General features: G+C 61.9%; 9 protein-coding genes. 7 read left to right on the top strand and 2 right to left on the bottom strand.

All coding sequences use genetic code 11. The annotated features are described in order from the left end of the window. Window positions 1-12: 12 nt before the first annotated feature. Window positions 13-912 (bottom strand): transcriptional activator NhaR, encoded by a 900-nt coding sequence (gene nhaR / locus KI613_RS16570; protein ID WP_226401381.1) that lies wholly within the window; start codon window positions 910-912, stop codon window positions 13-15. A 147-nt stretch (window positions 913-1,059) separates the two neighbouring features. Here nhaR and nhaD point away from each other — a divergent pair, with 147 nt between their 5' ends. Together nhaD and mscL are read left to right on the top strand one after the other, a co-directional pair. Then, window positions 1,060-2,343 (top strand): sodium:proton antiporter NhaD, encoded by a 1,284-nt coding sequence (gene nhaD, locus KI613_RS16565; protein ID WP_226401379.1) that lies wholly within the window; start codon window positions 1,060-1,062, stop codon window positions 2,341-2,343. Between the two features lie 141 nt (window positions 2,344-2,484). After that, entirely contained in the window at window positions 2,485-2,910 is a 426-nt protein-coding gene (gene mscL / locus KI613_RS16560; RefSeq protein ID WP_226401377.1) for a large conductance mechanosensitive channel protein MscL, read from the top strand. A 119-nt stretch (window positions 2,911-3,029) separates the two neighbouring features. On the opposite strand, the gene glnE is transcribed toward mscL, so the two are convergent. After that, entirely contained in the window at window positions 3,030-5,726 is a 2,697-nt protein-coding gene (glnE, locus tag KI613_RS16555; RefSeq protein ID WP_226401374.1) for a bifunctional [glutamate--ammonia ligase]-adenylyl-L-tyrosine phosphorylase/[glutamate--ammonia-ligase] adenylyltransferase, read from the bottom strand. Between the two features lie 112 nt (window positions 5,727-5,838). On the opposite strand from glnE, the gene KI613_RS16550 reads away from it, so the two are divergent. The 5 genes from KI613_RS16550 to KI613_RS16530 all read left to right on the top strand — a co-directional run bounded on the left by KI613_RS16550 (window position 5,839) and on the right by KI613_RS16530 (window position 13,532). Beyond that, entirely contained in the window at window positions 5,839-9,723 is a 3,885-nt protein-coding gene (locus KI613_RS16550; protein WP_226401372.1) for a YhdP family protein, read from the top strand. Then, window positions 9,720-10,529 carry a carbon-nitrogen hydrolase family protein gene (locus KI613_RS16545; protein WP_226401370.1) on the top strand — a complete coding sequence of 270 codons (810 nt, stop codon included), beginning with the start codon at window positions 9,720-9,722 and terminating at the stop codon, window positions 10,527-10,529. The genes KI613_RS16550 and KI613_RS16545 overlap by 4 nt, the downstream gene beginning before the upstream one ends. 10 nt (window positions 10,530-10,539) lie before the next feature. After that, window positions 10,540-11,985 carry a metalloprotease TldD gene (tldD, locus tag KI613_RS16540; protein ID WP_226401368.1) on the top strand — a complete coding sequence of 482 codons (1,446 nt, stop codon included), beginning with the start codon at window positions 10,540-10,542 and terminating at the stop codon, window positions 11,983-11,985. 28 nt (window positions 11,986-12,013) lie between these two features. Continuing rightward, complete coding sequence (locus tag KI613_RS16535; protein WP_226401366.1) at window positions 12,014-12,646, top strand: c-type cytochrome; 633 nt, start codon at window positions 12,014-12,016, stop codon at window positions 12,644-12,646. A 103-nt stretch (window positions 12,647-12,749) separates the two neighbouring features. Further along, the gene (locus KI613_RS16530) at window positions 12,750-13,532 is read left to right on the top strand and encodes a type IV pili methyl-accepting chemotaxis transducer N-terminal domain-containing protein (protein ID WP_226401364.1); all 783 of its coding nucleotides are present in this window, start codon (window positions 12,750-12,752) and stop codon (window positions 13,530-13,532) included. The last annotated feature ends 70 nt before the right edge of the window (window positions 13,533-13,602 follow it).

The raw sequence follows: 13,602 nt of genomic DNA, 5'->3' as shown, positions 1-13,602 counted from the left end.
TTGAAAAGCAGCCTATTCGCCGACTGGCAAACCGATACGCTGCGCTGACTGGGTGACCGCCAGAACGCTCGGGTGGGTCAGGCGCCGTTCGACCGAAATGGCGAAGTAGCTGACCTGAACATCGGTGGTTCGCCCGATAACGGCCAGTTCGCCCGAGGTGAGAAATTCGTCTTCGGCAATGGTGGGAACCGGAAAGGCACCAACGCCTGCCTTGCCGAACGCCGCCATCAAGGCGGTGTCATCGAATACGCCGACGACCCGCGCCCGGATGCGCTCTCTTTCCAGCCAGGGCAGAAGGTTCGTTCTGACGGTTGAATCTTCCCCCGGTAAAAGCAAGGGTAGTTCGTTGAGGCAAGCCGGAAACTCGGGCGGCGTTTCAGCGATCAGGCGCCTGGCTGCCAAAAATGAAATACCCGAATCGAGCAGGCGATGGTTATAGGCACGAACGCTGAAGCCCGGTGGCACCGGAGCATCCGAAATGACCATGTCGAGTTCATGCACCGCCAACTGGGCAAGCAAACGGTCCAGTTGCCATTCGCGGCACACGATGCGCGTCGACTGTTCGCCATGGATGGCAGGCTGGAGCAACGAGCAGGCAAGGGATTTCGGCACCGCATCGGAGACGCCGACACGGAATTCGGCCGGTCGCCCCTTCGGATGGTGCTTGATCATCACTTCCAGTTCGGCGCTCAGGGCGAACAGTTCGTCGGCGTACTCGAGGGCCATTTTGCCGGCTTCGGTCAGGACGATGGAGCGCCCCTGGCGGGCAAACAGCTCGGTCCCCAGGCTGCTTTCCAGCAGCCCGATCTGACCGCTCAAGGTTTGTGGCGTGACATTGATTGCCTCGGCGGCCCGGGCAATGCTGCCGGCCTTGGCCACCTTCCAGAAATAGAACAGATGCTTGTGGTTCACGGCGCAGTCAATTCATCGAGAAAGTCGTATTGTTTCGGGAAATAAATCGAATTTATTTTAGTCGTCAGTTGCGCTAACTTGTTAGCCCAATTTGACCGGGGCGGGCTAAATGAGTCACGCCAGAGTCCAATCCCGCTGAGGTTTTGCATGCTAGCCACCATCGTCGTCATTTTTGTCGTCGCTTACGCCGCCATCGCGCTGGAACATCCGCTCAAGGTCAATAAATCGGCTTCGGCCTTGATTGGCGCCGGCTTGCTGTGGACGGTCTATGCCCTCTCGCTGGGTGATACGCACCTGCTGACGGAGCAACTGGGCGAGTCGCTGACCGGCACGGCCCAGATCGTGTTTTTCCTGATGGGCGCCATGACCATCGTCGAGGTCGTCGACGCGCATAACGGCTTCGAGGTCATCACCAAACGGATCAGGACGACCAAATTGTCGTCGCTGATGTGGCTGGTCGGCTTCGTCACCTTCTTCCTGAGCGCGATTCTCGACAACCTGACGACGACCATCGTGATGATCTCCCTCATGCGCAAGCTGCTGGCCAAGCACGATGACCGCCTTTTCTTCGCCGGGATCATCGTTATCGCAGCCAATTCCGGCGGTGCCTGGTCACCGATTGGCGACGTGACAACGACGATGCTGTGGATTGGCGGCCAGATCACCTCGCTGGCGATTATGAAGGCGGTGCTGTTGCCAGCCTTGGTCAGCATGATTGTGCCGATGGGAATTACCGCCTACGTATTGCGCGGGCGCGAGGTGGTCAGTCCGGATCTGGTCGAAAGCGACCATGGGCTAGGTACGACGGAGTTTGAGCGCAACCTGATGTTCTTCATGGGGCTCGGCATTCTGGTCGCCGTTCCCGCCTTCAAGACGATTACGCACCTGCCGCCATTCATGGGCATCCTGTTCGGTTTGGGGCTTCTCTGGCTGGTCGGCGATCTGGTCCATCGGCACAAGGAAGACGAATTCAAGGTCCATTTCACCCTGGCCCATGCCCTGAGCAAGATCGACATGAGTTCGCTCGTCTTTTTCATCGGCATTCTGCTTTCAGTCGCCACGCTGGAACATACGCATATCCTGACCTCCTTGGCCCAATGGCTGGACGAGACAGTCGGGCGGCAGGACGTCATCGTTCTGATCATCGGCCTGGTCAGCGCGATTGTCGACAACGTGCCCCTGGTTGCCGCCTCGATGGGCATGTACAGCCTGACGAACTTCCCGCCTGACCATTTCCTCTGGCAATTCATGGCCTACTGCGCCGGCACGGGCGGCTCCATCCTGATCATTGGCTCCGCCGCCGGTGTGGCCGCCATGGGCCTCGAAAAAATCCACTTCTTCTGGTACGTGAAGAAGATCAGCGGCTTGGCCCTGGTTGGCTATTTTGCCGGCGCCGGCATCTATCTTCTGCAGAGAAACATGCTTTCATAGCCTGCCGGAAAGTACGCTGAAGGCCGCTGCCGAGCGGTTCTGTAAAGCTTTGTAAGGAAAGCTGAAGTTATGAAAATCGCTTGACCGGCGCGCGCCACAAAGCGAATAATCGGCCGACCAAAACATAGCAAGGAGAGAAAAATGGGAATGGTCCAGGAATTCAAGGAATTCGCCGTCAAGGGCAACGCGATGGATCTGGCGGTCGGCGTCATCATCGGCGGCGCCTTCGGCAAGATTGTCGATTCCATCGTCGGCGACCTGATCATGCCGTTGGTCAGCCGCGTCGTCGGCAAACTCGATTTCTCCAACCTGTTCTTCGTCCTCGGTGACAACCCGAACAACCTCGTTGCCCTCGCCGAAATCAAGAAGGCGGGCATTCCGGTCTTTGCCTACGGTTCCTTCCTGACCATCCTGGTCAACTTCATTATTCTGGCTTTCATCATCTTCATGATGGTCAAGCAGCTGAACCGTCTGCGTAACGAAGAGCCGGCTGCCGCGCCCGAAGCCCCGCCGACGCCGGAAGACGTCATGCTGCTGCGCGAGATTCGCGATTCGCTGAAGAAATAAGCGCTTTTCGCCCCGATCAAGGCCGCCGGGTGCGGCCTTTTTTCATGGCCTGATGGTGGCAGCCGATTGCTACGGTCAACCGGGAAAAATGGCCAAAATTGAAATGGCCATGGCGCCCCTCAATTACCGAAAACCGCCACCCACAGCCGGCGGACGGCGGCGATGTGCTTTTCCACCTCCTCGCGCGGAATCGGCGCCTTGGGAAAGGCCGACAGGCGCTTGGCGTGTTGCAGTCGACGGTATTCGCGATAGGCGTTGCCGGCCGCTTCGGCCTGTTGCGGGTCGATCAAGCCCAGTTCTCCGGCCATGCGGAGCAGGGCGATGTTGCCGAGATTGCCGGTCAGGCTGGCGTGCAGGTGCGAATAGCCGAGGATCAGGTACTGGACGATGAATTCGACATCGATGATGCCGCCCGGATCGTGCTTGAGGCCAAACAGTGTGTCGCTCTTCGAGCCGTGCGCGTCGACCATTTTCTGGCGCATGGCGACGACTTCTTCCTTGAGCTTGGCCAGATCGCGCGGCAGGCGCAGGATTTCGCAACGGATTTCCTCGAAACGCTGGCCGACGGCCGGGTCGCCGGCGCAGAAGCGGGCCCGCGTCAGGGCCTGATGCTCCCAGGTCCAGGCATTTTTGAGTTCGTAGTCGCGGAAGGAGTCGACCGAAACGGCAAGCAGGCCGGATTCGCCATTCGGGCGCAGGCGCAGGTCGGTTTCGAACAGGATGCCGGCCGGCGTCTGGCTGGACAGCCAGGAGTTCAGGCGCTGACCGAGCCGGGCGTAGTTTTCCGGGGCGTCCTGATCGTCGTCGTCATAGAGATAGACGAGGTCGAGGTCGGAGGCGTAGCCGAGCTCCTTGCCGCCCATCTTGCCGTAACCGATGACGGCGAATTTCGGTGTGGCGCAATGGCGATTCCTGATCTTGGCCCAGACCAGCGGCAGGGTTTCCTGGACAATGGTGTCGGCCAGTTCGGTCAGGTGGTCGGACAGGCGTTCGATGGTCTGCAATCCGGCCAGATCCTGCGCCAGCAGCCGGAACACCTGGCCGTGGTGCATTTCGCGCAGGATGTCCATTTCGCGCTCGGTGTCGTCGATGTGCTGGGCCAGGTTGTCGCGCAGGATTTCGCGAAAGCCGGCCCAGTTGGTGGCGATTTCATAGAGGCGCGGGTCGAGCAGTTCGTCGAGGAGCAGCGGGTGGCGGTTCAGGTAATCGGCCGCCCAGTTCGAGGCGCAGATCATGTCGGCGACCCGGCGCAGCGCCATCGGGTATTGCTGCAACAGCGCCAGATAGGCACCGCGGCGGGCGATGCCTTCGAGGAAGTTGAGGCCGCGGGCCAGTGTTGTATCGGGGGCGGGCGTCGCGCCGGCCGCCTCGATCAGGCGCGGACCAACGGCGTCGAGGCGGGCCCGGTTGGTCGCCGGCAGTTGCAGGTAACGGCTGGCGGCGCGCAGTTCGGCCAAGCGGGCGATGGCTTCCTTCGGGTGGCGGTAGCCGAGATTGCCGAAGGCTTCGATTGCCGTGTCCTCATCGAGCTGGCCTTGCCACAGGCCGGTCAGCGGGTGCTCGCCGGCTTCCGGGTCGGAGAAGATGGCGCCGAAATGCTGGCTGACCTTTTCGCGGTGACTGTCGAGCACGGCCAACATGGCCGGCCAGTCCGGGAAATCCATGCTGACGGCGATATTTTGCCGATTCTCGGCGTCGATCGGCAGCATGTGCGTCTGCTTGTCCTCGACGTATTGCAGCCGGTGCTCGAGACGACGCAGGAAGACGTAGGCTTCGCGCAACTCGTTTTCGGTTTCGGCCGGGATCAGCTTGCGGTCGACGAGCAGCTTGAGCACGGAAAGCGTCGGCCGGATCTGCAGCGCCGGGTCGCGGCCACCGCGGATGAGCTGGAATACCTGGGCCATGAACTCGATTTCGCGGATGCCACCGGGGCCGAGCTTGACGTGGTCGGCCATGTCCTTGCGCGCCACTTCGCGGCTGATCTGGGCGTGCAGGTCGCGCATGGCATTGATGGCGCCGAAGTCGAGATATTTGCGGAAAACGAAGGGCCGGGCGACTTTCTGCATGGCCGTCACCCAGTTCGGCTGCAGATTCTCGCCGGCATTCATGGTGCGGCCCTTGATCCAGGCGTAGCGCTCCCATTCGCGGCCCTGGGTAATGAAGTAATTTTCCAGCGCGTCGAGCGAACAGACCAGCGGGCCGGAGTCGCCATTCGGCCGCAGGCGCATGTCGACGCGGAAAACCTGGCCGTCAGCCGTCAAATCGCCAAGCGCGCCGATGATGCGCTTGCCGAGACGGGTGAAGAAATCGAAGTTCTCGATGCTCTTCGGGCCGGCCGTGTCGCCGTCTTCCGGGTAGATAAAAATGTAGTCGACGTCGGACGACACATTGAGTTCGCGCCCGCCCAGCTTGCCCATGCCGATGATCAGCAGGCGCTGCGGCTGACCGGTCTTGTCGAGCGGTTCGCCGTAGCTGGCGACGAGCTGGCGGTGATAGTGCTCAAGCGCGAAATTGGTCGTCACGTCGGCAAGCAGGGTCATGCATTCGACGATTTCGGCCAGCGGCGCCAGTCCGCCCAAGTCGCGCAGGGCAAGATGGGCCATGGCGCGGTGGCGCAGGCGGCGCAGGGCAGATTTAACGGCGTCGTCGTCGACAAATTCCTGTTGCAGCGGCGCCAGCAGCATGGCTTCGCTGAGTGGCTGCAGCCAGGTGGTGTGCAGTTCGGGAATCAGTTCCGGGTGCGCCTGCAGCAAATTGGCGAGGTAACGGCTGTGGTGTACAGCCGCTTGCCAGCGGGGATCGAGGGTGGTGTCCATGATGGTCCGTCGGCAGCTTGGCCGAAAAGGTAGAATGTCGCTTTTATTCAGTCCCCGATTGTAGTGATCTATTCCCCCCTCTGGCAAAGCGGTTCGACGCGTGAGTGAGCCGTTGCCGCGAAATCCCCCAGTAATTCCGTCCGATCTGCGAATTGCGCTGTATCACCGGCTGCATTGGCTGTGGCCCCTGCTCGCCAGCCGCGCCATTCGCGTTCTGGGCTGGGGGCTGTTCGCTGCCTGGCTGGCTTTTGTCATCCTGGTGCTGGCCCTGCGCTATGCGGTCTTGCCCCAGATCAGCCAATACCAGAACGAGATCGAGCAGGCAGCGACGCGCGCCGTCGGGCTGCCGGTCAAGATCGGCCGCATCGAGGCGCGCTGGCAGGGGCTGAATCCGGATCTGGTGCTCAATGACGTGGTGATTGCCGACCGTCAGGGCGCTCCGGCTTTCTCGCTGACCCGGGTCGAGGGTGTGCTGTCGTGGCAGACCTTGTGGCGCCTGCGGCCAACGCTGGCCCTGCTGGCTTTCGATGGTCCGGTGCTGCATGTCCGGCGCGATGCCAACGGCAAGATTACGGTGGCCGGCGTTGACGCCGAGGGCGAGAGCGACCCGGCCTTTGGCGAGTGGGTGCTCGAACAGAAGCGCATTCGCATCCGTGATGCGACGATTGTCTGGGACGACCGGCTGCGCAAGGCGCCGCCGCTGGTCCTCGAAGACCTCCAGTTCGCCCTCGACAACAGCGGCCGGCGCCATCGTTTCGGCCTGTCGGCAGCGCCACCCGATGAACTGGCGGCCCGCGTCGATATCCGTGGCGAGGTCAAGGGCGACCTCGGCGAGGCGCTCGAGCATTTGTCCGGGCAGATTTTTGTCGAACTCGATTATGCCGATCTGGCTGGCTGGCGTGCCTGGGTCGATTACCCGGTCAATTTGCCGCAGGGCCGCGGCGCCTTGCGCGTCTGGGGCGATCTCGACGATGGTGCCGGCAAGCTGACGGCCGATGTGGCGCTCGAAGAATTGCACATCCGCCTCGGCCGCAAGCTGCCCGAACTTGAGCTGGCCAGCATGCGCGGCCGTCTCGAAGGGCGCTACAAGGCCGATGAATGGGCGGTTGTCGGCCACAAGGTCGAACTGCAAACGCAGGATGGCATCCGCATCGCGCCGACCGATTTCAAGGTTGATTGGCGACTGGACCCGGCGGGTGCTGCGGTCAACGGCAATGCCAGCGCCAGTTTTCTCGATCTGGCGGCGCTCGGCCGTCTGGCGTCCTATTTGCCGCTCGACGCGCAGAGCCGCGAACTGCTGATCCGCCATCGGCCGCAGGGCCAGATTACCGAATTGAAGGCCAGCTGGTCGCTGGCGGGCGAGACACTGAAACGCTACAGCCTGAAGGCCGGTTTCCGCGACATGGGGATCGAGGCCGCCGGCATTTTTCCTGGCGCCGGGGGCGTTTCAGGGTCGATCGATCTGACGGAAAAAGGCGGTGACCTGAGACTGGATTCCGGCGTTTCCAGCCTGTCCCTGCCGGCCATTTTCCCTGAGCCGGACATCGCGCTCGACGCGCTGAAGGCCAAGGCGAGCTGGAAAAATTCGCCGCAAGGGACCGATATCAAGCTGGAAAAACTCGAATTCGCCGGTCCGGATGCCGCCGGCTCGGCCCAGGGGACGTATCGCTACACCGGCGACGGTCCGGGCGAAGTCGATCTGACGGCCAGCGTCGAACGTGGCGAAGGGACTGCGGTCTGGCGCTACATGCCACACGCCGTCAATGCCGGCGCCCGCAACTGGATACGGCGCGGCATCGTCGGTGGCCGCGGCTACGACGGCAAGCTCATTCTCAAGGGCAACCTCAAGGATTTTCCGTTCCGCGACGGCAAGGGCGGCAGGTTCATCGTCACCGCCAAGGCGACCGGCGCCAAGGTCGATTACGCCGACGGCTGGCCGGTCATCGACGATATCGATGCCGACATGAGCTTCGATACCGGCATGCGGATCAAGGCTAACAAGGGCCGCATCCTGGGTGCCTCACTGGCAGATGTGAAAGTCGACATCCCGGATTTCGAATCGCACGAAGAGATGTTGCTGGTCCGCGGCATCGCCCAGGGGCCGACCAGCGAGTTCTTCCGTTTCATCGAGCAGAGCCCGGTGGCCGAGCAGATCGATCGCTTCACCGATGGCATGAAGGCGATTGGCAACGGCAGCCTGAATCTCGAGCTGGATATTCCGCTGCGCCATGCGCTCGATACCAAGGTGCGCGGCGACTATCGTTTCCAGAATAACCAGTTGCAGCCGCTGGCCGGCTTGCCGATGCTGACGCAGGTCAATGGGCGCCTGTTGCTAACCGAAAATACCGTGTCGGCAAAGGATATCGCCGGCCAGGTTTTTGGTGGGCCGCTCAAGGTCCAGGTGAAGAGCGCCGACGGCAAGGTTGGTGTGGTAGCTACCGGCACGGCCAGTATCGGCGAGGTCAGCAAGTATTTCGGCTGGCCGCTGATCAACCATTTGAGCGGCAATGCCGCGTGGAAGGCGGACATCGGCATCCGTCGGCGCAATGCCGATGTGGTGGTCGAATCCGACCTGATTGGCATCAGTTCACCGCTGCCCGACCCCTTGAACAAGAACGCGACGATGCCGCTCGCCCTGCGCATTGAGCGGACGGCGCCGGATGCCCAGCGCGAGCAATACCGGATCACGCTCGGCAAGGTGGCCCAGGGCTTGATCGTGCGCAAGGGCGAGAGCTGGGAGCGCGGCGTCTTTGCTGTTGGCGATGCCGAGCCGCGTTTGCCGGACAAGGGCTTGGCGGTGCGCGTGGCGACGTCGCGCATCGATGCCGATGCCTGGAAGAATTTCCTGCCCGAGGGGGCGGCCGGCGGTGCCGATGGTGGCGGTCTGGCGCTCAATATCGTGACGCTGAAAACGCCACAATTGCACCTCTTTGACCGCGATTACAACCAGGTTGATGTCAGCCTGCGACCACGTGATGGCGGCTGGCAGATCGGCCTGAATACCCGCGAGGCAGTTGGTGAGGTGTTCTGGAAGAGCGCCGGCGAGGGCTGGGTTGAGGGCAACTTCAAGCGCCTCGTGGTGCGGCCGGCGGCGGAGGCAGCCGAAGGCGCCTCGTCGCTGATCAATACGTTGCCCGGGATGAGCCTGACGGTCGATGATTTCTACCTCGGCGAGAAGGCGCTGGGCCGGCTCGAACTGAAGGCGCGCAACGACAAGGGGGCGTGGCACCTCGATACGCTGAGCCTTGAGAACCCGGATGGTGGTTTGAAGGGCAAGGGGGTGTGGGTCAATGCCGGGCGTCATCAAACGCGGCTGGATTTTGAATTGAACGCCAAGGATGCCGGCAAATTGCTCGACCGCCTTGGCTACGCCGATACGATGCGCCGCGGCAAGGCAAAAATGACTGGTGACCTGCAATGGAACGGGCCGCTGACCGGCATTCACTACCCGTCGCTGACCGGACAACTCAATGTCGAGGCCGAAAAAGGCCAGTTCAACAAGCTCGAACCGGGCGTCGGCAAGCTGCTCGGGCTGATTTCGCTGCAATCGCTGCCGCGCCGACTGACCCTGGATTTTCGCGATATTTTCAGTGACGGACTGGCTTTCGACAGCATCGACAGCAAGCTGTCGATTCGCAAGGGCATCATGCGCACCATCGAGCCGCTGCGTATCTCCGGGCCATCGGCGCAGATCGAAATGCAGGGCGAAACCGATCTCAAGGCTGAAACGCAGGATTTGCAGGTGGTCGTCCGTCCGGAACTGGGCGGGCTGGCAGCCGTCGGCGCGGCGGCGCTGGTCAATCCAGTGGTGGGGGCAGCGGCGCTGGTCGCCAACACGGTGCTGCGAAAACCGCTCAACCGCCTGTTCAGCTACCGCTATCATGTGACCGGCACCTGGGCCGATCCGAAGGTCGACAAGGCCGGGGAGTCGACACCCGAGGCCAAGCCTGAAGCAACGTTGGAAGAGGACAGCAACCCCATGGAGAGCAAGCCTTGAGCAAGCAGAATTGCCGTATCGCCGCCGTGCAGATGATTTCCGGGCCTCGCGTGGCCGACAATCTGGCGACGGCCGGCCGGCTGATCGACGAGGCTGTCACGCAGGGCGCCCAACTGGTCGTGCTGCCTGAATATTTTCCCATCATCGGTGCGGTCGATGCCGACCGCGTCCGGGCGCGCGAGGATTTTGGCGCCGGTCCTGTCCAGTCCTGGCTGGCCGAGACGGCGCAGCGCCACGGCATCTGGATTTTTGCCGGTTCGATCCCGTTGACCGCCAGCCGTTCGGACAGGATGCGCAATGCCAGCCTGGTCTTCAACCCGGCTGGCGAATGCGTCGCGCGTTACGACAAGATCCACCTGTTCGGCTTCAAGAAAGGCGAGGAGTCCTACGATGAGGCCAGCTTCATTGAGCCGGGCGACCAACCCGTCGCAGTCGACACGCCGTTCGGCAAGGTCGCCCTGTCGATCTGCTACGACCTGCGCTTTCCCGAGTTGTACCGGGCCTTGGCGCCGGTTGACCTGATCCTCGTGCCGGCCGCCTTCACCGAAACGACGGGCAAGGCGCACTGGGAAATTTTGCTGCGCGCCCGGGCCATCGAGAACCAGTGTTATCTTCTCGCTGTCGGACAGGGCGGGCGCAATGAAAATGGTCGCATGACGCACGGTAACAGCATGATCATCGACCCGTGGGGCGAGATTCTCGACCGCAAATTGAAGGGGCCGGGCGTCGTTATCGCCGACCTCAATCACCAGCGACTTGCCGAAATTCGCGAGAGCCTGCCGGCGCTTGCCCACCGTAAACTTTAAGGAAGCATTCATGACTCAAAACAGCGCGTTGGCCCAGGCCGAATCCCTGCTGCTGGCCCCCTTCTCGCTCACCGAAGGAGACCTGTCGCGAACCTTCGGCCAGATCCTGACGCATCAGGTCGATTACGCCGATCTCTATTTCCAGTACTCGCGCTCCGAGGCGTGGAGTCTCGACGAAGGCATCGTCAAGTCGGGCAGCTTCAACATCGACCAGGGCGTCGGCGTGCGCGCCATCTCGGGCGAGAAAACGGCCTTTGCCTATTCCGACGATATCAGTTCGCAGGCGCTCGGCGATGCCGCCAACGCCGTGCGGGCGATTGCCGCGACCGGGCAGAATTCCAATTTTGGCCAATTTTTCCCGTCGACCGTGGCAAGGTCGCTGTACGTCCCGAACGACCCGATTGCCTCCCTGCCGGCCGAAGCCAAGGTCAAGTTGCTCGAACGCCTTGAAGGCTTTGCCCGGGCGCTCGATCCGCGCGTCCTGCAAGTCATGGCCTCGCTCGCCGGCGAATACGAAGTGGTCCTCGTCGCCGGCTCCGATGGCCGTCTGGCCGCCGACATCCGGCCGCTGGTGCGCTGCTCGATCTCGGTCATCATCGAAGAAAACGGCAAGCGCGAGCAGGGCTCGTCGGGCGGCGGCGGCCGGTTCGATTTCGGCTATTTCGACGACGAAGTCCTCCAGCGCTACGCCAAGGAAGCCGTCCATCAGGCCGTCACCAACCTCCACGCCGATCCGGCCCCGGCCGGCCAGATGACCGTCGTACTCGGTGCCGGCTGGCCCGGCATCCTGTTGCATGAAGCCGTCGGCCACGGGCTCGAAGGCGACTTCAACCGCAAGGGCAGTTCGGCCTTCTCCGGCCGGGTTGGCCAGCGCGTTGCCGCCGAGGGCGTCACCGTCATCGACGACGGCACGATTGTCGACCGCCGCGGTTCGCTCAACATCGACGACGAAGGCAACACGACGCAGCGCACCGTGCTGATCGAGGACGGCATCCTCAAGGGCTATCTGCAGGACAGCCTGAACGCCCGCCTCATGGGTGTCGCCCCGACCGGCAACGGCCGGCGCGAATCCTTCGCCCACCTGCCCATTCCGCGCATGACCAACACCATGATGCTGGCCGGCAAGCACGATCCGGCGGAAATCATCAAGTCGGTCAAGAAGGGCATCTACGCCGCCAATTTCGGCGGTGGTCAGGTCGATATCACGAGCGGCAAGTTTGTCTTTTCGATGAGCGAGGCCTACCTCATCGAAGACGGCAAGGTGACCCGCCCGATCAAGGGCGCGACGCTGATCGGCAACGGCCCGGACGCGCTGACCCGCGTTTCGATGATCGGCAATGACCTCAAACTCGACCCCGGTGTCGGCACCTGCGGCAAGGATGGACAGAGCGTTCCGGTCGGTGTCGGACAACCCACTTTGCGTATTGATGGACTGACGGTGGGTGGAACGGCATAATACCGGCACATTTTGTGGGGGTATTTTGATGCGCGCGTTGCTTTTTCTCGCAGGCTGCTTGCTGTCTGCTTCGGTGTTCGCTCAGTCCGCTGTTCCGGGAGGTCCTGCCCAGGAGCGCCTGAAGTCTCTCAGTGCCGATCCGGTCGCCTTGCGTGCGGCGATCGATGCCGGCAAGAAGGCCACTTTTTTCTGCGCCAATTGCCACGGTGAAGAGGGCATCAGCAAGACCCCCGACGTGCCCAACCTGGCCGGCCAGAACCCGGCCTACCTGCTCGAACAGATCCGCAAGTTCGGTGCCGGCGAGCGCAAGGATCAGTTCATGCAAGGCCTGATCAAGGTGCTCAAGGAAGAAGAGCGCATTCAGGTCGCCCACTACTACGCCAGCATCAAGGTGCCGCCATCCATCGCCGACAACAGCCAGGTGCCGCGCGGCAAGGAGCTGTTCGCCAAGCTGTGCGTTCGCTGCCATGGCGAACAGGCGCGCGGCAACGAGCTGTTTCCCCGTCTCGCCGGGCAAAAAGTGCCATACCTCAAAAGCTCGATCACCCGCTATCGCGACATGACCGGCGTGCGTAACAATCAGCTCATGGCGATTGCCACGGCCCCGCTCAAGAACGAAGACATCACGGCCATTGCCAACTACCTGACGCAGATGCCCTGAGCGACGGATTTACCGTCGTGTGACATTGTTGATTCGTATCATGGTCCTGCGGTAAACGCCGCGGCTATCCTCTTGGCTCGAAAAAGCCATCCCGGGAGGCCTCGTGAAGACCCTGTTGTCAGCATTGCTCGCATTTTTCCTTAGCCTGGCCGGCCATGAGGCGCAGGCGCAGATCAGCGACATCAATTCGGCGATCAACAAGGCCGGTCGGCAACGGATGCTGTCGCAGCGCATGGCCAAGGCCTATTTCCAGATTGGCCAACAAATCGACGTCGACCGGAGCAGGAAGATTCTTGATGGCTCCATTGCTGTCTTCGACCGGCAACTCGTCGAGTTGAAGAACTACGCGCCGACACCGGAAATCAAGGAAACCTACCTCAAGCTCGAAAAGTCCTGGCTGGCCTACAAGGATGTGCTGGTGGGGGCGACGCCGTCGCCGGAAAACGGGCGAAAAGTGCTGGCTATTTCCGAAGAGGTGCTGGAACTGGCGCATCAGGCCACCGTCCAGCTGGAAAAGAAATCAGGCTCGAACGCCGGCCGTCTGGTCAACGTCTCGGGGCGCCAGCGCATGTTGTCGCAGCGTATGGCCAAATATTACCAGGCCGCTTCGTGGGGCATTGCCGACAGTGGCGCTGGCGCCAATCTGGGCAAGGCGCGCAAGGATTTCAGCGAGGCGCTGCAGGAACTGGGCGGGGCTCCGGCCAATACTGGTCTGATCAACGACAGCCTCGGCCTCGTCAAGCAGCAGTGGATTTTCTTCGAGAGCGCTCTCAATCAGAAAACCGGCGGTGACAAGCGGGCACAACTGGCCGTGGCGACGACGAGCGAACGCATCCTTGAAGAGATGGAAGGGGTGGTCGGCCTCTACGAGAAGCTGCCGAAGTAATCAAAACAGGCTGTTTGCCGCTGGTTCAAGGCGGCCAGAACGAAATCTTCCATGGGCATCCGGTAGAATG

This window comes from Ferribacterium limneticum, from assembly GCF_020510585.1.
In the GTDB taxonomy this organism is placed as follows: domain Bacteria; phylum Pseudomonadota; class Gammaproteobacteria; order Burkholderiales; family Rhodocyclaceae; genus Azonexus.
The sequence above is the reverse complement of the archived record's forward strand: the minus strand, read 5'-3'. Positions and strand labels throughout refer to the sequence as shown.

What these genes read in the sequence shown, in the direction of transcription:
- KI613_RS16535 (WP_226401366.1), top strand. Translation starts at nt 12,014, where the DNA reads ATGCGCGCGTTGCTTTTTCTCGCAGGCTGCTTGCTGTCTGCTTCGGTG.
- tldD (WP_226401368.1), top strand. Translation starts at nt 10,540, where the DNA reads ATGACTCAAAACAGCGCGTTGGCCCAGGCCGAATCCCTGCTGCTGGCC.
- nhaD (WP_226401379.1), top strand. Translation starts at nt 1,060, where the DNA reads ATGCTAGCCACCATCGTCGTCATTTTTGTCGTCGCTTACGCCGCCATC.
- mscL (WP_226401377.1), top strand. Translation starts at nt 2,485, where the DNA reads ATGGGAATGGTCCAGGAATTCAAGGAATTCGCCGTCAAGGGCAACGCG.
- glnE (WP_226401374.1), bottom strand. Translation starts at nt 5,726, where the DNA reads ATGGACACCACCCTCGATCCCCGCTGGCAAGCGGCTGTACACCACAGC.